Source organism: Nonomuraea sp. NPDC048826, from assembly GCF_043198225.1.
In the GTDB taxonomy this organism is placed as follows: Bacteria; Actinomycetota; Actinomycetes; order Streptosporangiales; family Streptosporangiaceae; genus Nonomuraea.
The window spans coordinates 40,051-63,369 of the sequence record NZ_JBICUQ010000015.1 but is presented as its reverse complement, the minus strand read 5'-3'; the positions used below and the strand labels follow the sequence as shown (position 1 = coordinate 63,369).

The window sequence follows — 23,319 nt, the reverse complement described above, 5'->3', positions numbered from 1 at the left end:
CGATGATCCTATGAGCCGATTCGCAGCGCCCCACCCACGTCGAAGCAGAGATCGGCTCTCTTGCCAGCACAACGCCGTCAGCAGCACAACGCGGTCAGTCAGGGCGCCAAGCCAGACGAACAGGTCACTCGCCTGCTGCACGGCCCGGTGAACAGCTCTCTCGTCAGGTGCGCGGCTGAATCACGCTTCTTGACACTCGCTCGCCAGTGGCCCTTTCTACGTTCCGCCGTCGCCGCCGCCCCAGAAACGAGCCCAAGGCTGAGGGCCGTAGCAGGGCTAGGGAGCTGATACCTGAGGCTAGGGGGCTGATACCTGAGGCTCGGTGGCTGAGACCGGAGGCTCGGAAGTCGCAGCGGCGGAGACCGAAGCTGCAGGCTCAGACAGCTCAGAAACGAAGACCGAAGCCGCAGTCTTGGAAGCCACGAACGGAGACCGGGATGCCGAAACCGCTGTCGCCGAGACCTCGGCCCCTGAGACCTCTCCCCTCAAGACCTCAGATCCGGAGGCGGTGAGCACAGAGTCCTCAGACCCGGCGTCCCCGGACCCGGAGCCCTCAGACCCGGCGTCCCCGGACCCGGAGTCCCCAGACCCGGAGCCCCCAGACCCGGAGCCCCCGGACGCGAAGTCCCCGGACGCGAAGTCCCCGGACGCGGAGAGGGAAATCTCGGGATCGCGTGCAAGGGCCGGAGGTAGGACCTGTTCCGGGCATGGGGCCGTCGCAGGGACGGGGGCTGCGGTAGGGGCGGGAGCTGTGGCGGAGACCGGAGCAGTAGCAGGGACCGGAGCAGCGATGGAACCGACGTTTGTGGCGGAAGTGGAGACGAGGCCTGCGGCGGAGGCAAGGGCTGCGGCCGAGGCGGGGACGGGGACTGCGGCCGAGGCGGGGACGGGGACTGCGGCCGAGGCGGGGACGGGGACTGCGGCCGAGGCGGGGACGGGGACTGCGGCCGAGGCGGGGATGGGGGCTGCGGCTGAGGCGGAGGCTGTGGTGGGGAGGGCCTTGGGGTAGATCGGGGTGGGTGGTCTGCGGGCACGCCAGCCGTTGGCGGTGCGTTCGATGTAGCCGGCGGCCGCGAGTGAGCCGAGGGCGCTGAGAGCGGTGTTGAAGTCCACGCCGGCGGTCACCGCGATCGTGGCGGGGCCTGCGCTGATCCTTGCCGGGACTGCGTCGAGGACCCGCCTGGTCGCCTCCGGCAGGGAGTCCCGGGGCAGGGCCGGTGCTCGGGGGACCGGGGCCAGGTCGTCGCCCATGACACCGACGAGCTCGATCATTTCCTCAGGGGTGGTGACGCAGACGGCTTTGCGCTCGCGTAGGAGGCGGTGGCAGCCGTCGGAGAGGGTTGAAGTGATGGGGCCGGGGACGGCGGCGAGGTGCCTGTCGAGTGTGAGGGCGTGGCCCGCCGTGTTGAGCGCGCCGCTGCGCAGGGCCGCCTCGACGACGAGTGTGCCTCGGGACAGGGCGGCGATCAGGCGGTTCCTGATGAGAAAGCGGGCCCTGGTCGGGCGGACGCCTGGCGGGCATTCGCTGACCAGCACCCCATGGTCGCGGATGCGGGCGAACAGGGATCGGTGTTCGGCGGGGTAGCAGTAGTCGACGCCGCAGGCCAGGACCGCCACCGTCGGGGCTCCTGCGCCCAGCGCTCCCCGGTGGGCGGCCCCGTCGACGCCGAACGCGCCGCCGGACACCACCGTCCACCCGGCCTCGCTCAGCCCGATGCCGAACTGGGCGGCCACGTGGACGCCATAGGAGGTGGCGGCCCGCGCACCGACCACCGCCACCGAGCGCAGGCAGGAGAAGCGCAGGTCGGCCGTACCGTGAAGCCAGAGGCCGAGCGGGCGACCGGTGCCGAGGGCGTCCAGCTGAGTGGGCCACTCGGCGTCGCCCGGAATGACGAACCTGGCACCTGTCTCCTCACCCGCTTCCAGATCGGCCGCGGGGTCGCAGGCGGTCAGCCGTGCCTGCCAGCTCGGCAGGCGACGGGCCAGGTCGCTGTCTGTGGCGGACTCGGGTGGCGTGGTCTGCTCGCGTACGGCCTGGAGTGCTCGTACGGCGCCGAGCTGGGACACGAGGGCGCCCATGACGGTGTCACCGGCGTCTGCAGCTCGCATGAGGGCGGCTCTCGCCTCATGCTCAGGAGTGTTCATGTGATTCCTCCGGAAATGGACATACAGGAGCGGTAAAAGATCACAGGTCAAGGCCGGATCCGAGGCCGACCAGCGAAGGCCCGCAGGCCGCAGACAGGGTTACGCGCAGTACGGACGTCGCGGATGCGCACTGCACTGAACGCCGCCTGTACCTACGCGCCGGGTGCTTGTGTCAGGCACATAGCACCCGGTACGAGCACATCCAGCACAGGCACCTGTTGTGCAGCGGAGTCCGAGGGCGGGGATGGCGCGTTATGGGTCGAGGCCGTGCCAGAGGGCGAGGGCGGCGGAGGTTTCGGTCTCGTCGGGGCGGGATTTGCCTGCCAAGTCCGCGAGTGTCCAGGCGACTCGGACCACGCGGTCGAGGCCGCGGGCGCTCAGGGAGCCGGAGTCGAGGCAGCTGTTCATGGGCTTCATGGCGGCGTCGGACGGTCGGAACCGGGAGTGCAGGGCGGCGGAGGGGATCTCGGCGTTGGTCCGCCACGGGGTGCCGGCGAGGCGTTCGGCGGCGCGGGCGCGGGCTGCGAGGACGCGCTCGGCCACGGTCTTGCTGGTCTCGACGAACTGGCGGTCGGCCATGAGCTCGCGCCGGGATGAGCGGGCCATGGTGACCTTCATGTCGATGCGGTCGAGCAGCGGGCCGGAGAGCCTGCCCAGGTAGCGGCGGCGGGTGGTGGGTGAGCAGGCGCAGTCTCCGCTCTTGTCCTGTGGTTGGGCGCAGGGGCAGGGGTTGGCCGCCAGGACGAGGATGAAGCGGGCGGGGAAGGTGACCGAGCCGATCGAGCGGGACACGGTCACCTGCCCGGACTCCAAAGGCTGGCGCAGCGAGTCGAGCACGTGGGACTGGAACTCCGGCGCCTCGTCCAGGAAGAGGATGCCCCTGTGGGCCAGCGAGACCGCCCCGGGACGGACCACCGAGCTGCCACCGCCGACGATGGCCGGCGTCGTGGCAGTGTGGTGGGGGCTGATGAACGGCGGCCGGAAGACCATGGGGCTGTCGGGCGGGAGCGCTCCGGCGACGGAGTGGATGGCCGTGACTTCCAGGGCGTGATCGAGCTCCAGGTCGGGGAGCAGGGTGGGCAGGCGCTCGGCCAGGAGGGTCTTGCCGGTGCCGGGCGGGCCGAGCATCCAGAGGTTGTGGTTGCCCGCGGCGCAGACCTCCAGAGCCCGCCTGGCCATCGGCTGGCCGACGACGTCGGACAGGTCGGCGTGGGGCTGAGGGGTTGGCGACAGGGGGTGGGCGCCCAGGATGGGTGTCCTGGGCCGGTCGTGAGTGGTGGAGTTGCCGCGCTGCCCGGATCCCTCCGGTGATACCGGATGCTCCCCCGACGAGTGGCCGCGGTCCTCGGACGGTCGTGCCGGGTGATCACGTTCCCCGGACGGTCGTGCGGGGTGGCCGCGGTCGCTGGGCAGCCGTGTCGGGTGGCCGCGTTCGCCAGGCGGTCGTGTCTGTTGGCCGTGTTCGCCGGGCGGTCGTGTCTGTTGGCCGCGTTCGTCGGACGGCCACCGCGGGCGGCCGTGCTGGTCGACTCGGTCCGGCGATGATGGGGAGCCGGCCGCTGCAGGTCGGGGGAACCGGGCGGGCTCGAACTCTTCGGGTGAGTACGTCGGGAAGGCGCCAGCGCGGAGCCATTCGACAAGGCGGCGCAGGTCGGGTGCCGGAACCACCCGGACGCCGGGCACCAGGGCGGCCTCGGCGGCGTTGGCCGCCGGGACGACGACCGTGATGTCGTCGCCCTGCTTGGCCGCGCTCAGCACGGACGGGAGCACGCCGCGCACCGGACGCAGCCGTCCGTCGAGGCCGAGCTCGCCGAGGAAGAACGGGGCAGCGATCTGAGCCGCCGGGACCACGCCCGCGGCGCCCAGGATCGCCATCGCGATGGACAAGTCGAACTGGCTGCCGCGCTTGGGGACGCTGGCGGGGAAGAGGCTGACCGTGATGCGGGCGTCGGGCCATGGGAAGTGGCTGTTGACCACTGCCGAGCGGACACGCTCTCTGGCCTCGCTCAGCGCCGTGTCGGGCAGCCCGATGAGGTGGATGCCGGCAAGGCCGTTGCCGACGTCGGCCTCCACCTCCACCGAGCTGCCGGTGACGCCGACCAGGGCGACGCTGCGGGTGCGGGCGACTGCCATCTAGGACGCCCCCCGTACGTGACGCAGTGAGTAGTCGCCCGCGAAGCGCTCCAGGGCGATCACGTCGATCCTGACCGTGGCGTACGTGCCTGCCTGGGCGGACAACCACTTGGCCGCCAGGGCACGCAGGCGGGCCAGCTTGGCCGGGCGCACGGACTCCAGCGCCGTGCCGTGTGATGCGCCCGAGCGGGTCTTGACCTCGACCACCACCAGGGTGGAGCCGTCCTCGGCGAGAATGTCGATCTCACCGTGGCGGCAGCGCCAGTTGCGCTCGATGATGGTCATGCCCTCGGCGCGTAGGTAGTCAGCGGCGAGTTGCTCGCCGTGTCTGCCGAGTTCGTTCTTCGCGGCCATGTGCCACCTCCGGGCACTGACCTTGGCTTACGAGGGGTGTGGGGCTAGGGCCCGAGCGTGGTTCTGGGGACAACCTGGATCAGTTGGCGGGCTCCTGTGGACAACAAGCCCGCCGACCGCCGAACGGCCTCCAAGAAAGGCCCGCCGACGGCCGACCGGACCGCACCCGCCGACGACAGTTCCTGGTCCACAGCCAACGTTCCCGCCGCCCAATCCGTCGGTCTCACCGGCCCACCAGATCCAGCGGGCCCATACCAGGGTGAAGGGGGCGAGGAAGTGGAGGTGGTGCAGAGAGTGGAGGTGGTGCAGGTCGGTGCGGGCGGTGGTGTAGGAGGCCCACGAGGCGCAGTCGGCGAGAGATGCGGAGACCGAGGCCGGAGGGCCAGGGGGCTGACGGTTGCCGCACGGACAGACGATCGGCAAACGAAAGGGGCGCGATCAGCTCGCGCCCCTCCCCCTCACCCTGTCACGCCATCACCCCGAGAACCCCTCCTTGGGCATCTCCAGGTCGGCCTTGGCGAGTTCCTCGACGTTGACGTCCTTGAACGTCACCACACGGACGTTCTTCACGAACCGCGCGGGCCGGTACATGTCCCACACCCACGCGTCCTGCATCTTGACGTCGAAGAACACGTCTCCGTTCTCCGCCGTGCGTACGTCCAGGTCGACCGTGTTCGTCAGGTAGAACCGCCGCTCCGTTTCCACCACGTAGGTGAACAAGCCGACGACATCGCGGTATTCGCGGTAAAGCTGCAGCTCCATCTCGGTCTCGTACTTTTCGAGATCCTCTGCGCTCATCGCGGTCCTCCTGTCGTACCGGTCCCCCGGCGTGCCTGATCAGGCAACCCCGGCCCCCATTTCATTCTCGCCCATCCCCCTGGCCACCGTGACGAAGGAGTAACGGTGGTGCGGGCACGGGCCGTGCGTTTCGAGTGCGAGGCGGTGCTGTGGTGTGACGTACCCCTTGTGCTCGGCGAAGCCGTACTGCGGGTAGCTCTCGTCGAGCGCCGTCATCATCCGGTCCCTCGTCACCTTCGCCACGATCGACGCGGCCGCCACGCAGGCGGCCACCTGGTCCCCCTTCCAGACCGCCAGCGACGGCGCCGGCAGACCCGGCACCGGGAATCCGTCGGTGAGGACGTATCCCGGATCACAGGTCAACTGCGCGACCGCCCGCCGCATTCCCGCCACGTTGCACTTGTGCAGCCCCCTGGCGTCGATGACCTCTGGTGGGATGACGACGACGCCGACGTGCGCGGTGGCCATGATCTGGTCGTGCAGCCGCTCCCGCACGGCGGGCGTGAGCAGCTTGGAGTCGCCCAGCCCGGCGATCGGTTTGCGCAGGATGACGGCGGCGACGACCAGCGGGCCGGCGCACGCGCCACGGCCGGCCTCGTCCACTCCGGCGATGGGGGTGAGGCCGCGGCGGGCCAGCGCCCGCTCATAGGCGTAGAGTCCGGAGTCACGCCGGACCACGCTCGGTCGAGGGCGGAACGCTACTGTCATGACACACGAAGCGTACGCCCCATCCGGCGCAAACCGCGACTACTCGACTTGTGCGAAGCTGTCGGGCTTGGTGAAGATCGTGCCGCGGCCGAGCGGCCAGTAGCGGACCACGGCCGTGCCGATGACGTCCTCGACCGCGATGAACCCGCCGCCGGGCTCCTCCATGTGGCTGCGCGCGTCGGCGGAGGCGCTGCGGTGGTCGCCCATCAGCCAGAGCTTGCCCGGGGGCACCTTCACGTCGAACTTGTCACCCGAGGGGTAGTCGTCGGGGTAGAGGTAGGACGACTCCTCGAGCGGCTTGCCGTTGATGGTGATGCGGCGCTTGGAGTCGCAGCACTTGACCTGGTCACCGCCGACGCCGATGACCCGCTTGATCGTGTCTTCGCCGTTCCAGCCCTTGAACACCACGATGTCGCCGCGGCCGGGCGGCCCGGCGAGCTTGTTGACGAACACCCTGTCGTTGATCTGCAGGGTGTTCTCCATCGACTCCGAGGGGATGTAGAACGATCCGACCACGAAGGCCTGCAGCAGCAGGGCGATGCCGATGCCCGTGATCAGCAGGAGGATGGTCTCGCGGAAGCCACCCTTTTTCTTCTTCTCCAACGACTCCGCCTTATCAGTGGCGGCCATCAGCGCTTCCTCCGCAGCCAGCGCCGACGGACCAGAACCAGGGGGACGGCCAGCGCGAACCCGGAGACCAGCGGGGTCGCCCCGCTGAGCGCCTGGAGCGCGGGCTGTGCGAACGTTTCGGGAATGGGGATGGTGGCGGCCCGGGAGAACGGCCAGACGATGACGAACGCCCGCCCGATGACCTGGCTCTCCGGGATGGCGCCGCCGCCGGGGTCGCCGGTGTGGGAGCGCGAGTCCATCGAGACCTGCCGGTGGTCGCCCATCACCCACAGGTGGCCGGGCGGCACGTCGGCCGCGAACTTCTCACGGGACGGCAGGTTGCCCGGATAGAGGTAGGACGACTCGTCGAGCGGCACGCCGTTGACGGTGATGCGGTGCTGCTTGTCACAGCACTCGACGTGGTCGCCGCCGATGCCGATGACGCGCTTGATGTAGTCCTTCTCGCCAGGGACGATGCCGAACGCGGTGCCGACCCACCGGAAGAAGCCCTCGACCGGGTTGCCAGGCTCCTCCAGCTCGAACTCGCCGTCCCAGGAGTTGACGCCGGAGAAGACCACCACGTCGCCGCGCTCGATGTCGCGGGTGTGGTAGACGAGCTTGTTGACCAGGACCCTGTCGTTGGTGAGCAGGGTGTTCTCCATCGACTCCGAGGGGATGTAGAACGCCTGGATCACGAAGGTCTTGATGATCAGGGCGAGCGCCAGCGCGACGACGACCAGGACGGGGAGCTCCTTCCAGAAGGAGCCCTTCTTCTCGGTCTTGCCGTCTTGCTCGTCCTGCTCGGGTTTCTCGTCCCGGGCCGGCTGGTGAGTCTCTTCGGCGACCACGTCCACCTCGTCCTCGACAGGGCGGCGCGCCGCGCCGTGCTCCTGGCTCTCGCTAGTCATCGATGATGAGCCTAGATGATGTGTCGGCTCGACAAGCCTGGACCGACGTTACATCGGGCACGAGTCGCTCCACATAAAGGAAAGGCCCCCGCAAAGACGGAACGGCCCGCCCGGCAGGGCAGGCCGTTCGGTCACGCCCGGCTTACTTGACGGGCGTCTCGCGCTTCTCGCGGATGCGGGCCGCCTTGCCGCGCAGGTCGCGCATGTAGTAGAGCTTGGCGCGGCGGACGTCGCCCCGGGTGGCCACGACGATCTTCTCGATCACCGGGCTGTGCACCGGGAAGGTGCGCTCGACGCCGACGCCGTAGCTGACCTTGCGGACGGTGAAGGTCTCGCGGGCGCCGCTGCCCTGGCGGCGCAGGACGAACCCCTTGAAGACCTGGACGCGGGACCGGTTGCCCTCGACGACGCGTACGTGAACCTCGAGCGTGTCACCGGGGCGGAACGCCGGCACGTCGCTGCGGAGGTTGGCCTTCTCGAGCTCCTGGATCTTCGTGTGCATGTGAGATGCTTCCTCAAGTCTCGCGAGCACGCGGAGGTCCACCCGGCCTGAGCTCTTGGCGGACGCGCCTGCTGATTCGGTGAACCCGGGAGGCTCTCCCGGGCATGCTGGACCAACCGCATGACAGTTGGCGACGCTTCAGTTTGCCACATCTTGCGGAGGGACGCGAAACGCCAGCTCGTCGAGGAGCCGCCGGTCGTGCTTGTCGAGCGACTCGGGGTCGATCGCCGCGACCAGCTCGGGGCGGTTCGCGACGGTACGGCGCAACGCCTGGTCACGGCGCCACCGGGCGACCTTGCCGTGGTGGCCGGACAGCAGCACGTCCGGCACCTCGTGCCCGCGCCAGACGGGCGGCTTGGTGTAGACCGGGCCTTCGAGCAGGTTGCGCATGGCCCCGGGCGCGAAGGAGTCGTCGACGGCGGAGCAGGAGTTGCCCAGCACGCCGGGCAGCAGCCGGCCGACGGCTTCCGCCATCACCAGGACCGCGACCTCGCCGCCGGCCAGCACGTAGTCGCCGATGCTGACCTCGTCGACGCGCAGCCGCGCGCCGTAATCGGCCATCACCCGCGAGTCGATGCCCTCGTAGCGGCCGCACGCGAACAGCAGCCACTCCTCCTGGGCGAGCTCCTGGGCGAGCTCTTGGGTGAAGGGCCGGCCGCTGGGCGTCGGGACGATCATCCGGGGGGCGCCGTCGCCGATCACGTCGTCGATGGCCTCGCCCCACACCTCCGGCTTCATCACCATGCCGGGGCCGCCGCCGTACGGCGTGTCGTCGACGGTCCTGTGCACGTCGTGGGCCCAGTCGCGGAGCTGGTGGACGCGCACGTCGAGGGTGCCGCGCCGGCGCGCCTTGCCGATCAGCGAGACGTCGAGCGGCGCGAAGTACTCGGGGAAGATCGAGATGATGTCGAGCCTCACAGCAGCCCTTCCGGCGGGTCGACGACGAGCTTGCCGCCCTCCAGGTCCACGACGGGGACCAGCGCCTTCACGAACGGGACGAGGACGTCATCGTGGCCGCCTCCGCGCCGCACGACGAGCAGGTCCTGGCCGTGGTGGAGCACGTCGCCCACCTCGCCGACCGTCTCGCCGCCGACGGTCTCCACCGTGAGCCCGATGAGCTGGTGGTCGTGGAACTCGTCGGGGTCGTCGGACGGCTCGATCTCGGACGAGTCGATGACGAGCATGGTGCCGCGCAGCTCCTCGGCCTGGCCGCGGTCGGTGACGCCGGCCAGGGACAGCAGCAGGACACCCTTGTGCCAGCGGCCGCCCTCGACCACCAGCGGCCCGCGCCCCGGCGGGTCGGTGGCCAGGGCGTTGCCCACGGCGAAGCGCAGCCCTGGATCGTCGGTGCGCACCTCCACGGTGACCTCACCGCGCACTCCGTGGGGGCGGCCGATCCGGCCGACGACCAACTGCACGTGGACCTTTCCTCTCCGAAACCACGAGCGCCCCCACCGGCGTTGACCGATGAGGGCGCGCGAATCCTGACGCTAACGGACTGCTTCGTGCAGGTCGAGCAGGTCGACCCGGACGTACTTCCCGTCGGCCAGGGCGTTGACGACCGTGCGCAGAGCCTTGGCGGTGCGCCCGCCGCGGCCGATGACCTTGCCCAGGTCGTCAGGGTGCACCCGGACCTCCAGGACGCGCCCGCTGCGGATGCGGCGTGCGCGGACCCGGACATCGTCGGGATGTTCGACGATGCCCTTCACGAGGTGCTCGAGGGCCTCCTCGAGCACGTCAGCCCTCGCCCTCGGACGGGGTCTCGGCGACGGCCTCGGCCTCGTCCTTCTTCTTGGACTTCCGCGGCGTGGTGGCGGTCGTGCCGGTGTCGCCACCGGCCAGGGCCTCCTTGGCCGCGGCCTCGTAGACGGCGTGCCGGTCGGCGGCCGGCTCGGCGACCTTCAGCGGCGCCGGGGCGGGCTCGCCCTTGAACTTCTGCCAGTCGCCGGTGAGCTTGAGCAGCTTGAGCACCGGCTCGGTCGGCTGCGCGCCGACACCCAGCCAGTAGGCCGCACGCTCACCGTTGACCTCGATGCGCGAAGGGTTTTCCTTCGGGTGGTAAAGCCCGATCTCCTCGATCGCCCGGCCGTCACGCTTGGTGCGGCTGTCGGCGACGACGATGCGGTACTGAGCGTTGCGGATCATACCGAGCCGCTTGAGCTTGATCTTGACTGCCACGGGTGTGGTCTCTCCTGCGTTCACAGAGCACGAGCGAGCGGACTCCGCACCGAGTGGGGCACGATGCGAGACCGCTCAAGGGACAAACGCGGCCTGCGGGAGGTGAGAGGGCACCCGCCTGGTCACGGTGTTCCAACATGTCATTGTGCCAGACACCAGGCAGTGCCCGGGACCCACACGCCCACCGGCGCGAAGATTACTTCTGGCCGGGCAGCCGCAGCTTCGACGGGTCGAAGCCGGGGGGCAGCTCGACCCCGGGGGGCAGCTTGCCGCCGAGCCCTCCGAGGTTGCCCAGCGCGCCGCCCTTCTTGGGCTCGGCGGGCTGCTCGGCCGGGGTGGCCTTGCCCAGCGCGGCCTTGCGCGGGTCGCCGCTCACGCGCCGCCCCTTCTTGGCCTTCTTCGCCGCCTTGGCTCCCTTGCCCTTGCCGCCCGGCATGCCGGGGATGCCCATGCCGCCGGCCATCCGCTTCATCATCTTCTGGGCCTCGAAGAAGCGGGTGACGAGGTTGCTGACGGCGCTGACGGTCGTGCCGGAGCCGTTGGCGATGCGGGCCCGCCGGGAACCGTTGAGGATCTTCGGGTCCTGGCGCTCGGCCGGGGTCATGGAGCGGATGATGGCGGCGATGCGGTCGAGGTCGCGGTCGTCGATCGAGTTGATCTGGTCGCGCATCTGCCCCATGCCGGGCATCATGCCGAGCAGGTTCTTGATCGGCCCCATCTTCTGGACCATCATCATCTGCTCGAGGAAGTCCTCGAGCGTGAAGTTCTCGCCCGAGGTGAGCTTGCCCGCCATCTTGGCGGCCTGCTCCTCGTCGAACGTCTTCTGGGCCTGCTCGATCAGGGTGAGAATGTCGCCCATGTCGAGGATCCGCGAGGCCATCCGGTCGGGGTGGAAGGCGTCGAAGTCCTCGATCTTCTCGCCGGTGGAGGCGAACATGATCGGGCGGCCGGTGATGTGACGCACCGACAGGGCCGCGCCGCCGCGGGCGTCGCCGTCGAGCTTGGTGAGCACCACGCCGTCGAAGCCGACGCCGTCCATGAACGCCTGGGCCGTGGTCACGGCGTCCTGGCCGATCATGGCGTCGACCACGAACAGGATCTCGTCGGGGGTGACCGCGTCGCGGATGTCGGCGGCCTGCCGCATCATCTCCTGGTCGATGCCGAGACGACCGGCGGTGTCGATGATGACGATGTCGTGCTGCTGGCGCCTGGCCTCGTCGATCGAGCGGCGGGCGACGTCGATCGGGTCGCCGACGCCGTTGCCGGGCTCGGGGGCGTACACGGCGACCCGCGCGCGCTCGCCCATCACCTGCAGCTGCTGCACCGCGTTGGGGCGCTGGAGGTCGGCGGCGACCAGCAGCGGCACGTGGCCCTGCTCGCGCAGCCACGTGGCGAGCTTGCCCGCCAGCGTGGTCTTGCCGGAACCCTGGAGGCCGGCGAGCATGATCACCGTGGGCGGCGTCTTGGCGTAGCGGAGTCTGCGCGTCTCGCCGCCGAGGATCTCGATCAGCTCGTCGTTGACGATCTTGACGACTTGCTGCGCCGGGTTGAGCGCCTGCGAGACCTCCGCCCCGCGTGCGCGTTCCTTGACCCGGGCGACGAACGCCTTGACCACCGGGAGCGCGACATCGGCCTCGAGCAGCGCGATGCGGATCTCGCGGGTGGTCGCGTCGATGTCGGCGTCGGACAGCCGACCCTTGGATCGGAGGGAGGAGAAGACCGATGTCAGCCGGTCGGAAAGCGTCTCGAACACGTGGTTGGCCAGTCCTCGAAGCGAATGTGGGTCTGCTCTCAGCCTATCCGCTTCGCTAGCCGTTCCAGCCTGGCACGGCCATCCGGACCGACAAGGCGTGCTCGACCAGGTGGATCAGAGCGCCCTTGACCGAGTCCTTGGAGCGGGCGTCCAGCCTGATGAGCGGGATGTGCGGCGCGAGGGTGAGCGCGTCGCGGACCTCGTTGTCGCCGTGCGGGTACTGGCCGTCCCAGCCGTTGATGCCCACGATGAACGGAAGCTGGGCCTCTTCGAAGTAGTCGATCGCGGGGAAGCTGTCGGCCAGCCGGCGCGTGTCGACCAGCACCACGGCCCCGATCGCGCCGCGCACCAGGTCGTCCCACATGAACCAGAACCGGTGCTGGCCCGGGGTGCCGAACAGGTAGAGGATCAGGTCGCGGTCCAGCGACACGCGGCCGAAGTCCATGGCCACGGTCGTGGTCGTCTTGTTCGGGGTGAGCGACACGTCGTCCACCCCGGCCGACGCGTCCGTCATCACCGCTTCCGTGGTCAGCGGCATGATCTCGGACACCGCCCCCACGAACGTCGTCTTGCCCACGCCGAACCCGCCCGCCACGACGATCTTCGTCGAGGTGAGCCCGGGGCTAGAGCCTGCGAAGTCCACTGAGCACCCTTTCGAGCAGGCTCCTGTCCGGCTTGCCTGCGTCCAACTGCGGCTGGTACACCCTGACCAGCCCTTCCGCCTCCATGTCGGCGACCAGCACCCGGGCCACGCCCAGCGGCATGGCCAGCAGCGCGGAGATCTCCGCGACCGACCTCACCTGCCGGCACAGGTCGCTGATCTGCCGGTACTCACGTGTGTAGGTGTGGCCGAGCTGGATGGACGTCGCCGACGAGACGAGCGCCTCCATCGCGAGCGTGCTGCGCGTACGGCCGCCCGTGACGGCGTACATCCTGACCAACGAGCTGCGCTCGGGCTCCGGCTCCCCGCCATGCCACGATGCCACCGTCTACTCCCATCACCACGGCCGCGCTGACGACAGTTCCGCGCGCACGTCCGGCGTGAGCACCTGTCCCGCACGTTCGACCAGGACCGTCATCTGGTAGGCCACCAGGCCCATGTCGCAATCGGGCGCGGCCAGCACCGCCAGGCAGGATCCGTCGCTGATCGACATCACCAGGAGCAGGCCGCGTTCCATCTCCACCAACGTCTGCACGACGTCGCCGCCCTCGAAGACCCGTGCCGAGCCCTGGGTCAGGCTGACCAGCCCGGCGGCGATGGCCGACAGCTGGTCGGCCCGGTCCTTCGGGAAGCCGCGGGAGAAGGCCATCGGCAGCCCGTCGGCCGAGACGACCACCGCGTGCGCGGCGCCGGGCACCTCCTCCACGAAGTTGGACACCAGCCAGTTGACGTCCCTGGCCGCCTGGCTCAGATCCTTCATCGGTCCTCCTCGTCGAGCTCGGCGCGCCCCTTGCGCACGCCCTGCTGGTAACTGGAGAGCCTGTTGCGGAGTCGGTCGGGGGACACCGGAGGCGCGGGCACCGGGGGCGGGGCCGGCGCGGCGGCGCCCGGTACGAGGTTGGCCTTGGGCGTCCGTTTGGGCAGCCCGGAGCTGGTCAGGCCGCCGAGCGCCGGTTCGCGTGCCGCGCCGGCGGCCTGCCAGCCCTGGTCGGCGGGCGAGGACCAGCGGCCGCCCTGAGGCGGGCCCGGGGACGGGACGGGCGGCGGGGCGGGCGGCGGGGTGGGCGGCGGGGTGGAGAGGTCCACCTTGGGGATCGCGGCGGTGTCACCCTGCGCCGACCAGGAGTCGCCGGACGACCAGGCGGGGTCCGGCTCGGGCCGGGCGTCCGGCCGGTCGTGGAAGGCGGGCTTGGTGAACCAGCTCGACACCTCCGGGCTCGACTCCATCGAGGAGTAGATCGGCAGGTAGTCGTCCCGCGGCGGGGCGTCCTCCGCCGGCAGGCGGCGCGGCAGGCCGCCACCGGTCACCCCGTTGTCGGGCGGGAGGCGGCGCGGCAGCTCCGTGACGAAGCCGCCGTCCTGCTGGGGAGCGCGCGGCGGGCCGACGAAGGAGCCGTCCGGGGGGAAGCCGGCCGGCGCGGCGCCGAACCCGTCGTCCGACAGGAACCCGCGCGGCCCGGCGCCGGCGAGGTCGCGTGGGACGTCGCCCGACTGGGACGACGAGCTGAACCACGACGACTCGGAGACCGAGTCCATCGACGGGTGCGCGGCGCCCGGCATGGACGGGTGGCCGATGCCCGGGTGCGCGGTGCTGGCCTGCATCGGCACGTGCGCGAACGACGGCGGGTCCTGGGCGGAGGCGCCCTGCGGGAACGGCGTCCCGGTGGCCGCGGCGCCGGGGACGGGCGTGAGCAGCATCTCGGGGAGCAGGACCATGGCGGTGAGCCCGCCCACGTCCTGGCGGCGCAGCTGCACCTTGATGCTGTGCCGCAGCGCCAGCCGGCCGACCACGAACAGGCCCATCCGGCGCGACACCGACACGTCCACGACCGGCGGGTTGGCCAGGCGCCAGTTGGCCTCGGCGAGCTCCTCCGGGCTCATCCCGATGCCCTGGTCGGTGACGGCCACCATGAGCCCGCCGCCGTCGATGCGGTTGCTGGAGATGACGACCTTGGTGTCCCGCGAGGAGAACGACACGGCGTTCTCGATCAGCTCGGCCAGCAGGTGCACGACGTCGTTGACGGCCTGCCCGGCGATGGCCGCGTCCGACTGGACCTGGATGCCGACGCGGTCGTAGCTCTCGACCTCGCCCAGCGCCGCGCGGACCACGTCCATCAGCTCGACCGGCTGGCTCCACTTGCGTGCCGCCTCCTGGCCGGCCAGGACCAGCAGGTTCTCGGAGTTGCGGCGCATGCGGGTGGCCAGGTGGTCGAGCTTGAACAGGTCGGCCAGCCGGTCGTCGTCGCGCTCGCCGCGCTCCAGCCGCTCGATGAGGGTGAGCTGCCGCTCGACCAGCGTCTGGCTGCGCCGCGACAGGTTGACGAACATCGCGTTGACGTTGGCGCGCAGTCTGGCCTCGTCGCCGGCCAGCCGGACGGCCTCCCGGTGGACCTCGTCGAAGGCGCGGGCGACCTCGCCGACCTCGTCGCGGGAGAAGATCCCGATGGGCGGCACCTCGGCGTGGACCGCGCCGTCGCGGGACTCGCGCAGGTGCTGGACGAAGTCGGGCAGCCGCCGGCCGGCGATCTCCAGGGCCTCGGCGCGCAGCCGGCGCAGCGGGCGGACCAGCGAGCGGGCCACCCCGGTGGTGATCGCCAGGACCGCGATGAGCAGGGCGATGACCGCGCCCGCGATCACGTACGCGCGCTGCTGCTCGGCGGAGCTGAGCGACTCGCTGCGGGTGAGGATGCCGGCGGCCTGGCGCTGCTCGACCGTGCGCAGGGCGTCGACGACGGTGGTGGACGCCTGGAACCACTGGCCGGCGTCGTCGCGCTCGGCGAGGTTGAGCCCGCGCAGCGTCTGGCCCGCGGTGGCCCGGATGAGCACGAGCTCGCGCAGGAACACCATGTCGTCGGCGGAGCGGCCGTTGACGGTCTCGTCGAAGAAGCGCCGTTCCTCGGCGGTGGCCTCCTCGGCGAAGGCCTCGCGCTGGTTCTCCTCGCGCGACAGCTCGCCGAGGAAGGTCTTGAGCTGCTCCTGGGCGAAGGCGCCGTCCACCAGGGCGGTGGTGAGCAGGGCCTGCTGGAGGGAGACGCTCTCCTTGGCACGGGCCAGCGCGTCGAGCATGCGGGCCTGACGGAACAGTTCGTCGTCCTGGCTGCCGCTGATCAGCTCGTTGTGGATGGAGAGCAGGTCGTTGACGACCGTGGTGTAGAGCTCGACGGCGGCGGTGGGGAGCAGGTCGGCCTCGATGGCCTGGTCGCGCAGCCCGGCCAGGTCGTCGAACCGGTTGAGCATGTTCTCGATCTGGTCGGCGGTGCGGCCGGTGACCTCGCCGACCAGCCCGTTCGCGGTCTGGCGGACCTCGCGGATGGCGGCGTCGGTCCTGCCGATCTGGGCGCGTACGTCGGGAAGCTGGGCCTGGGGCCGGTTGCGGGCGATGTACCAGGAGAGCCTGGCGCGTTCCCCGGAGAGCTCATGGGTGAGACCGCCGACCTGCTCGCTGAGCCTGGCGAGCTGGTTGATGCGGGCGTAGTCCTCGGCCGCTCCGGTGGAGGCCACCACCTGGACCCCGCCCAGCAGGACGGCGGCGGCTGTCGGCACCAGGATCAGAGCGACGAGCCGGGCGCGGACGCGCCAGTTGCGCAGCCGCCACCTGCCTTCCTCCGGCGGCCGCTCTGCTAACTCTGTACTCACCGAACGCAACCTCTCGCCCTGGATCGGCGTATATGCAAGGTCTCGTGTGACCTGTGGGAAATCCATGCAAGCTCGGGTAATTGGAACACACCCGCGCTAGGCCAGCCAAGAGACCATAACGCGACATAAGTCAAGCAGTGTGACGCATGAGCATAGAACCTGGAGCTCCACTTATGAAGACCATAAGGCGAGAAATATTGCATTACGCCCGGCTATGTCCGCCGATGCGAGGTTGGCACGGTCCAAGGACGTAACACCGCAGATGCACACAGGTCTCCTAACGGTCACATCGTTGAGTTTTGCTTTGCGCTACCCATATCTTGTGCCCCCTAGGCAAGAAGGCGAGGAGTGCGGGTGTCCCCTGACAACGCGGCCATCGCGGTCGAAGGGCTCTGGAAGATTTTCGGCCCCAAGTCCGAGAGAGTGCTGGCGAGCGAGGACAAGCATCTGGACCCCGCCGTACTCCGGGAGAAGACCGGCTGCACCGCCGCCGTCAGGGATGTCGGCTTCGAGGTCCGCCCCGGCGAGGTCTTCGTCGTCATGGGCCTGTCCGGGAGCGGCAAGTCCACCCTCGTACGGTGCCTCACCCGCCTCATCGAACCCACCGCGGGCCGCGTGACGATCGGCGGCGCCGACGTGACCGCCGCCTCCCCCGCCCAGCTCCGCGACCTGCGCCGGCACCAGGTCAGCATGGTCTTCCAGCACTTCGGCCTGCTGCCGCACCGCAGAGTGATCGACAACGTCGCGTACGGGCTGGAGATCCAGGGCGCGGCCAGGGCCGCCCGGCACGAGCGGGCCAGGGAGATCCTGTCGCTGGTGGGCCTGGAAGGCCACGCCGACTCCTACCCCGACCAGCTCTCCGGGGGCATGCAGCAGCGCGTCGGGCTGGCCCGCGCGCTCGCGGTGGACCCGCAGGTGATGCTCTTCGACGAGCCGTTCAGCGCGCTCGACCCGCTGATCCGGCGCGACATGCAGGCCGAGGTCATCCGCCTGCACCGCGAGGTCGGCAAGACGATGGTGTTCATCACCCACGACCTGTCCGAGGCGCTCAAGCTGGGCGAGCGCATCGCGATCATGCGCGACGGCAGGATCGTCCAGCTCGGCACCCCCGAGCAGCTGGTGGGCGCGCCCGCCGACGACTACGTGGCCGACTTCGTCAGGGACGTGCCCAGGAGCCACGTGCTGACGCTGCGCTGGATCGCCCGGCCGCCCGAGGAGGGCGAGCCGCTGGACGGGCCCGAGCTGCCCGCCGACACGGTGATCAGAGAAGCCGTCGGCGCCGCCTCGGCCTCCTCCAGGCCGATCCGGGTGATGGACGGCGAGGAGCTGGCCGGAGTGGTCGACCGGGTGGACATCCTCGCCTTCCTCTCCGGCCAGGACACCCCGGCGACCGCACGGGCCGGCGCATGAGCAGCACGACGGTCACCCCCGCGGCCTCCAGGTTGGGGCTGCCGCGATGGGTGGCCCCGGCGGGGATCGCCGCCCTGTTCGCGCTCGCGTACCTCGCCTTCCGCGGCACCGGCACGCTGCCGCACAACAGCGAGGCGGCGCCGTTCGCCGCGGTCACCGAGTTACGCGAGTGGATCGACGACCACCGCAACGACAACCCGATCTTCCTCTACTTCCTCAACTACATCCGCCTGTTCGTCGGCGCGCTCTACACCTTCTTCCAGTCCGTGCTGGTCGCGATGGGGTGGCCGGGGCTGATCGGGGTCATGGGCGGGCTCGCCTGGCTCGCGGCCGGCTGGCGCGTCGCGCTGCTGGCCGTGGCCGGATTCTGCTCGTTCGGCGTGTTCGGGCTCTGGGAGTCGAGCGTCGAGACGCTCGCGCTGGTCTCGGCGGCGGTGCTGCTGTCGCTGGCGATCGGCGTGCCGCTGGGCATCTGGGTGGGGATGTCGGGGCGGGTGCGCAAGGCCGTCACCCCGGTGCTGGACGTCATGCAGATCATGCCGACGTTCGCCTATCTGGCGCCGCTCGCGCTGTTCTTCCACATCGGCGCCCCGGCCGGCGTGATCGCCACGATGATCTACTCGATCCCGCCCGCGATCCGCATCACCGCGCTGGCCATCGAGCAGGTCTCCCCCACCGCGGTCGAGGCGTCCGCCTCCCTGGGCGCCACCAGGGCGCAGACGCTGTTCAAGGTCTATCTGCCGTTGGCGCGCTCCACGATGGCGCTGGCGGTCAACCAGACCATCATGATGGCGCTGTCCATGGTCGTCATCGCCAACCTGATCTCCGCCCCCGGCCTCGGCTCCGACATCATCCGGGGCCTGTCCAGGGCGCAGGTCGGCATCATGCTCCCGGCGGGCATCGCGATCGTGATCATGGCCGTGGTCCTGGACCGGATGATGGTCGCGGTGGCCCGGCGCGATCCGCACAGCCGCATCGGCCGCGTCAACCTGGCGGCCGCCGCGGCGCTGGCGCTCGCCGGGCTGGTCACCGCGGCGTTCCTGCCGCGCGAGTGGCCGGAGGACCTCACGGTCAACGTCACCCGGCCGATCAACGAGGCCGTGCTCTGGGCCGAGACGAACTGGTACACCGTCACCACGTTCGTCAAGGACACCACCACGATCTACCTGCTCAACCCGCTGGAGACGCTGTTCACCACCGCGCCGTGGTGGCTGGTCGCCGCGGCGGTGCTGGTGGTCGCCTGGCGGGTGAGCGGGATGCGGCCGGCGCTGACGGCGCTGGCCTGCCTGCTGGCCATCGCGCTGCTCGGCACGTGGGAGCACTCCATGCGGACGCTGACCACGGTCGCCGTCGCGGTGGCCGCGACCCTGGCCATCGGCGTGCTGCTGGGCGTCGCCGCGGCCCGCTCGGCGCGGTTCTCCGCCGTGCAGCGCCCGCTGCTGGACGCGGCGCAGACCATGCCCGCGTTCGTCTACCTGCTGCCGGCGCTGGCCCTGTTCGGCACCACCCGGTTCACCGCGATCTTCGCCTCGGTCATCTACGCCGTGCCGCCCGTCGTCCGGCTGGTCGAGGACGGCATCAGGAACGTGCCCGCATCCGTGATCGAGGCCGCCGCCTCCACCGGCTCGACGTCCGGCCAGATCCTCCGGAAGGTGCAGTTGCCGATGGCCCGCCGCGCCATCCTGCTCGCCGCCAACCAGGGGATCGTGCTGACGCTCGCCATGGTGGTCGTCGGCGGGCTGGTCGGGGCCGGCGCCCTCGGCTACGACGTCGTACTCGGTTTCTCCCAGCGCCCCGACTTCGGCATGGGCTTCGTCGCAGGTGTCGCGACCGTCCTGCTCGGAGTCATGCTGGACCGCATCACGCAGGGCGCCGACAGGCGTTCGCTCCACCGGAAGAGGAAAGTCACATGAGAATTCGCCTGCTCGCAGGCCTGTTAACGCTCGGGCTCGCCGCCGGCTGCGGTGGAGCCACGGTCGACGGCGGCGCGACCACCGCCGCCTCCCCCGAGGGCTCGGCCTCCGCCTCGGCCCCGGCCGGCACCGTGAAGATCGCGATCAATCCGTGGGTGGGCTACGAGGCGAGCGCCAACGTGGTGGCGTACCTGCTGAAGAACGAGCTCGGCTACACCGTCGAGCTGCCGGAGATCAAGGAGCAGCTCGCCTGGGAGGGCTTCGAGACCGGCGACGTCGACGTCATCATCGAGAACTGGGGGCACCCGGACCTCAAGAAGCAGTACATCGAGGAGAAGAAGGTCGCCGTCGAGGCGGGCTCGACCGGCAACAAGGGCGTCATCGGCTGGTACATCCCCAAGTGGATGGCCGACGAGCACCCCGACATCACCGACTGGAAGAACCTCAACAAGTACGCCGACCTGTTCAAGACCTCCGAGTCGGGTGGCAAGGGCCAGCTGCTCTTCGGCGACCCGTCGTACGTCAGCAACGAGGCCGCGCTCATCAAGAACCTCAAGCTGGACTACAAGATCGTCACCGGTGGCAGCGAGGCGGCGCTGATCAAGGGCGCCCAGCAGGCGCAGGCGCAGAAGAAGCCGCTGCTGTTCTACTTCTGGGACCCGCACTGGCTGTTCAGCCAGACCGAGCTGGTCCGGGTGAAGCTGCCGGAGTACACCGAGGGCTGTGACGCCGACCCGAAGAAGGTCGCCTGCGACTACCCCGAGATGGACCTCGACAAGATCGTCAGCAAGAAGTTCGCCGACACCGGCGGCAAGGCGTTCGAGCTGGTCAAGAACTTCAACTGGACCAACGAGGACCAGAACCAGGTGTCCGACGACATGACCAACGGCGGCATGACCGGTGAGGAGGCCGCCAAGAAGTGGGTGGAGGCCAACCCGGACAAGTGGCAGGCCTGGATCCCCAAGTAAGTTCCCCCTGAGACCCGTGACCCCGCACCGTGCCGGGGTCACGGGCGCCGGAGACCCTCATGCGAACGAAGATTCTCGCCGGGCCGCTCGCGCTGGCCCTGCTCCTGACCGCCTGTACGGGCGAGGAGCCGTCCACGCAGTCCGCCGCCGTCAAGACGGTCAAGATCGACATCCACGGCTGGGTCGGCTACGAGGCCCAGGCCGCCGTGCTGGCCCATCTGCTCAAGAGCCAGCTCGGCTACAAGGTGGAAACGCGCACGATGGCCGAAGCGGATTCCTGGAAGGGCTTCGAGACCGGCGAGGTCGACGTCATCGTCGAGAACTGGGGTCACAACGACCTCAAAGAGGAGTACATCGAGAAGAGGAAAGTCGCGCTCTCCGCCGGTCTCACGGGCAACAAAGGCGTGATCGGATGGTACGTCCCTGAGTGGATGGTCAAAGAACACCCGGACATCACCGACTGGCGCAATCTGAACAAGTACGCGAACTTGTTCAGGACCGCGAAATCCGGCGAACTCGGTCAGGTGCTCGACGGCGATCCCTCGTTCGTCACCAATGACGAGGCGCTCGTCAAGAATCTCAAGCTCGATTACAAGGTCGTCTACTCCGGCAGCGAAGACGCGTTGATCAAGGCCGCCCAGGCGGCGACCAAGAACAAGACGCCGTTGCTGCTCTACTTCTACGAGCCGCAATGGCTTTTCACCAAGGTCAAATTGGTGAAGATCAACCTGCCCCCGCACGCCATCGGCTGTGACGCCCGCCCGGCCCGCGTCGCCTGCGACTACCCGCCGTACCTGCTCGACAAGATCGTCAGCAAACGGTTCGCCGAGAACGGCGGCAGGGCGTACGAGCTGGTGCGGAACTTCCAGTGGACCAACGACGACCAGAACAAGGTCGCCAGTGACATGATCAACGAGGACCTGACGGCCGCCGAGGCCGCGAAGCGCTGGGTGGAGGAGAACGAGATCGTGTGGAAGGACTGGATCCCCCGGTGAGCTACGACTACGTCATCGTGGGCGGCGGCTCCGCCGGCTGCGCCCTGGCCAACCGGCTGAGCGCCGATCCGTCCGTGTCGGTGCTGGTGCTGGAGGCCGGGCGCGCCGACTGGCGGTGGGACGTGTTCATCCACATGCCCGCCGCGCTGATGTTCCCCATCGGCAGCCGGTTCTACGACTGGAAGTACGAGTCGGAGCCCGAGCCGCACATGCGGGGCCGGCGCGTCTACCACGCACGCGGCAAGGTGCTGGGCGGCTCCAGCAGCATCAACGGCATGATCTTCCAGCGCGGCAACCCGCTCGACTACGAGCGCTGGGCGTCCGACCCCGGCATGAAGAGCTGGGACTACGCGCACTGCCTGCCGTACTTCAAGAAGATGGAGACCTGCCTCGCCGACCCCGGCACCGACTTCCGCGGCGGCGACGGCCCGCTCAAGCTGGAGCGCGGACCCGCCGAAGGGCCGCTGTTCCAGGCGTTCTTCGAGGCCGTCCAGCAGGCCGGGCACCCCCTCACCGACGACGTCAACGGCTACCGGCAGGAAGGCTTCGCCGCCTTCGACCGCAACCTGCACCGCGGCCGCCGGCTCAGCGCGGCCCGCGCCTACCTCCACCCGGTGCGCGGCCGCCGCAACCTGACGGTGCGGACCCGGGCGTTCGTCGAGCGGATCGTCTTCGAGGGCGACCGGGCGGTCGGCGTGATCTGCGACGGCGAGCGCATCACCGCCGGCGAGGTCATCGTCTGCGGCGGCGCGATCAACTCCCCGCAGCTCCTGCAGCTCTCCGGCGTCGGCCCGGCCGCGCTGCTGGAGCCGCTGGGCATCGAGATGGTGCACGACCTGCCCGGCGTGGGCGAGAACCTCCAGGACCATCTGGAGGTGTACGTCCAGCACGCGTGCACGCGGCCGGTGTCGCAGCAGCCGTCGCTGGCCAAGTGGCGCAGGCCCGTCATCGGCGCCCAGTGGCTGTTCCTGCGCGGCGGGCCGGGGGCCACCAACCACTTCGAGGCCGGCGGGTTCATCCGCTCCAACGACGAGGTGGCCTACCCGAACCTGATGTTCCACTTCCTGCCGATCGCGGTGCGCTACGACGGCTCCGCGCCGGCCGGCGGCCACGGCTACCAGGTGCACATCGGGCCGATGTACTCCGACGCGCGCGGCTCGGTCCGCATCACCTCCCCCGACCCGCGGGTCAAGCCCGCGCTGCGCTTCAACTATCTGTCGACGGAGCAGGACCGCCGCGAGTGGGTGGAGGCCATCAGGCACGCCAGGGCCATCCTGTCCCAGCCCGCGTGGGCGGACCTGGACGGCGGCGAGCTCTCCCCCGGCCCGTCCGTGCAGACGGACGAGGAGATCCTGGACTGGGTGGCCCGCGACGGCGAGACCGCGCTGCACCCGTCGTGCACCTGCAAGATGGGCGTCGACGAGCGGTCGGTCGTGGACCCGGAGACCCTGCGCGTGCACGGCCTGCGAGGGCTGCGCGTGGTGGACGCCTCGGTCATGCCGTACGTGACGAACGGCAACATCTACGCCCCGGTCATGATGCTCGCGGAGAAGGCCGCCGATCTCATCCTGGGCAACACGCCGCTGCCGCCCGAACCGGTCGACTTCTACCGCCACCAGGCGGGCTGACGGCAACCGTACAGTGTACC

The 23,319-nt window shown here is 69.9% G+C and carries 22 protein-coding genes; 5 read left to right on the top strand and 17 right to left on the bottom strand.

The annotated features are described in order from the left end of the window. Positions 1-297: 297 nt before the first annotated feature. The 17 genes from dprA to ACGFI7_RS39875 all read right to left on the bottom strand — a co-directional run bounded on the left by dprA (position 298) and on the right by ACGFI7_RS39875 (position 16,385). On the bottom strand, positions 298-2,109 hold the full coding sequence (dprA, locus tag ACGFI7_RS39955) for a DNA-processing protein DprA (protein ID WP_393414438.1): 1,812 nt from the start codon (positions 2,107-2,109) through the stop codon (positions 298-300). 288 nt (positions 2,110-2,397) lie between these two features. Then, positions 2,398-4,278 carry an ATP-binding protein gene (locus tag ACGFI7_RS39950; protein WP_393414435.1) on the bottom strand — a complete coding sequence of 627 codons (1,881 nt, stop codon included), beginning with the start codon at positions 4,276-4,278 and terminating at the stop codon, positions 2,398-2,400. Continuing rightward, positions 4,279-4,632, bottom strand: a complete 354-nt coding sequence (locus tag ACGFI7_RS39945) for a YraN family protein (RefSeq protein ID WP_393414432.1) — start codon at positions 4,630-4,632, stop codon at positions 4,279-4,281. It abuts the gene before it with no gap. 474 nt (positions 4,633-5,106) lie between these two features. Then, the gene (locus tag ACGFI7_RS39940; protein WP_393153350.1) at positions 5,107-5,430 is read right to left on the bottom strand and encodes a DUF2469 domain-containing protein; all 324 of its coding nucleotides are present in this window, start codon (positions 5,428-5,430) and stop codon (positions 5,107-5,109) included. Between the two features lie 39 nt (positions 5,431-5,469). Continuing rightward, the gene (locus ACGFI7_RS39935) at positions 5,470-6,138 is read right to left on the bottom strand and encodes a ribonuclease HII (protein ID WP_393414429.1); all 669 of its coding nucleotides are present in this window, start codon (positions 6,136-6,138) and stop codon (positions 5,470-5,472) included. A gap of 39 nt (positions 6,139-6,177) precedes the next feature. Next, positions 6,178-6,768, bottom strand: coding sequence for a signal peptidase I (gene lepB / locus ACGFI7_RS39930; protein WP_393414426.1), 591 nt, complete (start codon positions 6,766-6,768; stop codon positions 6,178-6,180). Then, on the bottom strand, positions 6,768-7,655 hold the full coding sequence (gene lepB / locus ACGFI7_RS39925) for a signal peptidase I (RefSeq protein ID WP_393414423.1): 888 nt from the start codon (positions 7,653-7,655) through the stop codon (positions 6,768-6,770). The genes lepB (ACGFI7_RS39930) and lepB (ACGFI7_RS39925) overlap by 1 nt, the downstream gene beginning before the upstream one ends. Positions 7,656-7,797: 142 nt before the next feature. After that, positions 7,798-8,157 carry a 50S ribosomal protein L19 gene (rplS, locus tag ACGFI7_RS39920; protein WP_393414420.1) on the bottom strand — a complete coding sequence of 120 codons (360 nt, stop codon included), beginning with the start codon at positions 8,155-8,157 and terminating at the stop codon, positions 7,798-7,800. A 138-nt stretch (positions 8,158-8,295) separates the two neighbouring features. Further along, positions 8,296-9,075 carry a tRNA (guanosine(37)-N1)-methyltransferase TrmD gene (trmD, locus tag ACGFI7_RS39915; protein ID WP_393414417.1) on the bottom strand — a complete coding sequence of 260 codons (780 nt, stop codon included), beginning with the start codon at positions 9,073-9,075 and terminating at the stop codon, positions 8,296-8,298. Further along, entirely contained in the window at positions 9,072-9,575 is a 504-nt protein-coding gene (gene rimM / locus ACGFI7_RS39910) for a ribosome maturation factor RimM (protein ID WP_393414414.1), read from the bottom strand. Before rimM ends, trmD begins: the two co-directional genes overlap by 4 nt. A gap of 72 nt (positions 9,576-9,647) precedes the next feature. Further along, the gene (locus ACGFI7_RS39905) at positions 9,648-9,893 is read right to left on the bottom strand and encodes an RNA-binding protein (protein ID WP_148033779.1); all 246 of its coding nucleotides are present in this window, start codon (positions 9,891-9,893) and stop codon (positions 9,648-9,650) included. A 1-nt stretch (position 9,894) separates the two neighbouring features. Next, entirely contained in the window at positions 9,895-10,335 is a 441-nt protein-coding gene (gene rpsP / locus ACGFI7_RS39900) for a 30S ribosomal protein S16 (protein ID WP_393414411.1), read from the bottom strand. 196 nt (positions 10,336-10,531) lie between these two features. Further along, entirely contained in the window at positions 10,532-12,088 is a 1,557-nt protein-coding gene (gene ffh, locus ACGFI7_RS39895; RefSeq protein ID WP_393414408.1) for a signal recognition particle protein, read from the bottom strand. A 55-nt stretch (positions 12,089-12,143) separates the two neighbouring features. After that, positions 12,144-12,731 carry an ATP/GTP-binding protein gene (locus ACGFI7_RS39890; protein ID WP_393414405.1) on the bottom strand — a complete coding sequence of 196 codons (588 nt, stop codon included), beginning with the start codon at positions 12,729-12,731 and terminating at the stop codon, positions 12,144-12,146. After that, complete coding sequence (locus ACGFI7_RS39885) at positions 12,712-13,020, bottom strand: DUF742 domain-containing protein (protein WP_393414631.1); 309 nt, start codon at positions 13,018-13,020, stop codon at positions 12,712-12,714. The genes ACGFI7_RS39890 and ACGFI7_RS39885 overlap by 20 nt, the downstream gene beginning before the upstream one ends. 66 nt (positions 13,021-13,086) lie before the next feature. After that, the gene (locus ACGFI7_RS39880) at positions 13,087-13,509 is read right to left on the bottom strand and encodes a roadblock/LC7 domain-containing protein (RefSeq protein WP_393414402.1); all 423 of its coding nucleotides are present in this window, start codon (positions 13,507-13,509) and stop codon (positions 13,087-13,089) included. Next, on the bottom strand, positions 13,506-16,385 hold the full coding sequence (locus ACGFI7_RS39875) for a nitrate- and nitrite sensing domain-containing protein (RefSeq protein ID WP_393414399.1): 2,880 nt from the start codon (positions 16,383-16,385) through the stop codon (positions 13,506-13,508). Before ACGFI7_RS39875 ends, ACGFI7_RS39880 begins: the two co-directional genes overlap by 4 nt. Positions 16,386-16,739: 354 nt before the next feature. Between ACGFI7_RS39875 and ACGFI7_RS39870 the strand changes: the two genes are divergently transcribed. The 5 genes from ACGFI7_RS39870 to betA are packed head-to-tail and all read left to right on the top strand — an operon-like array spanning position 16,740 to position 23,299. Beyond that, on the top strand, positions 16,740-17,795 hold the full coding sequence (locus tag ACGFI7_RS39870) for a glycine betaine/L-proline ABC transporter ATP-binding protein (protein ID WP_393414396.1): 1,056 nt from the start codon (positions 16,740-16,742) through the stop codon (positions 17,793-17,795). After that, positions 17,792-19,708 (top strand): ABC transporter permease, encoded by a 1,917-nt coding sequence (locus ACGFI7_RS39865; RefSeq protein WP_393414393.1) that lies wholly within the window; start codon positions 17,792-17,794, stop codon positions 19,706-19,708. Before ACGFI7_RS39870 ends, ACGFI7_RS39865 begins: the two co-directional genes overlap by 4 nt. Continuing rightward, complete coding sequence (locus ACGFI7_RS39860; protein ID WP_393414390.1) at positions 19,705-20,676, top strand: ABC transporter substrate-binding protein; 972 nt, start codon at positions 19,705-19,707, stop codon at positions 20,674-20,676. Before ACGFI7_RS39865 ends, ACGFI7_RS39860 begins: the two co-directional genes overlap by 4 nt. A gap of 59 nt (positions 20,677-20,735) precedes the next feature. After that, on the top strand, positions 20,736-21,671 hold the full coding sequence (locus ACGFI7_RS39855; RefSeq protein WP_393414387.1) for an ABC transporter substrate-binding protein: 936 nt from the start codon (positions 20,736-20,738) through the stop codon (positions 21,669-21,671). Beyond that, a complete protein-coding gene (gene betA, locus ACGFI7_RS39850; RefSeq protein ID WP_393414384.1) occupies positions 21,668-23,299 on the top strand; it encodes a choline dehydrogenase in 1,632 nt (543 codons plus the stop codon). Before ACGFI7_RS39855 ends, betA begins: the two co-directional genes overlap by 4 nt. Positions 23,300-23,319: the final 20 nt, after the last annotated feature.

Bases quoted from the DNA above. Each gene is read 5' to 3' on its own strand.
- dprA (WP_393414438.1), bottom strand. From the start codon at position 2,109: ATGCGAGCTGCAGACGCCGGTGACACCGTCATGGGCGCCCTCGTGTCC.
- ACGFI7_RS39950 (WP_393414435.1), bottom strand. From the start codon at position 4,278: ATGGCAGTCGCCCGCACCCGCAGCGTCGCCCTGGTCGGCGTCACCGGC.
- ACGFI7_RS39945 (WP_393414432.1), bottom strand. From the start codon at position 4,632: ATGGCCGCGAAGAACGAACTCGGCAGACACGGCGAGCAACTCGCCGCT.
- ACGFI7_RS39940 (WP_393153350.1), bottom strand. From the start codon at position 5,430: ATGAGCGCAGAGGATCTCGAAAAGTACGAGACCGAGATGGAGCTGCAG.
- ACGFI7_RS39935 (WP_393414429.1), bottom strand. From the start codon at position 6,138: ATGACAGTAGCGTTCCGCCCTCGACCGAGCGTGGTCCGGCGTGACTCC.
- lepB (WP_393414426.1), bottom strand. From the start codon at position 6,768: ATGGCCGCCACTGATAAGGCGGAGTCGTTGGAGAAGAAGAAAAAGGGT.
- lepB (WP_393414423.1), bottom strand. From the start codon at position 7,655: ATGACTAGCGAGAGCCAGGAGCACGGCGCGGCGCGCCGCCCTGTCGAG.
- rplS (WP_393414420.1), bottom strand. From the start codon at position 8,157: ATGCACACGAAGATCCAGGAGCTCGAGAAGGCCAACCTCCGCAGCGAC.
- ACGFI7_RS39885 (WP_393414631.1), bottom strand. From the start codon at position 13,020: ATGTACGCCGTCACGGGCGGCCGTACGCGCAGCACGCTCGCGATGGAG.
- ACGFI7_RS39880 (WP_393414402.1), bottom strand. From the start codon at position 13,509: ATGAAGGATCTGAGCCAGGCGGCCAGGGACGTCAACTGGCTGGTGTCC.
- ACGFI7_RS39865 (WP_393414393.1), top strand. From the start codon at position 17,792: ATGAGCAGCACGACGGTCACCCCCGCGGCCTCCAGGTTGGGGCTGCCG.
- ACGFI7_RS39860 (WP_393414390.1), top strand. From the start codon at position 19,705: ATGAGAATTCGCCTGCTCGCAGGCCTGTTAACGCTCGGGCTCGCCGCC.
- ACGFI7_RS39855 (WP_393414387.1), top strand. From the start codon at position 20,736: ATGCGAACGAAGATTCTCGCCGGGCCGCTCGCGCTGGCCCTGCTCCTG.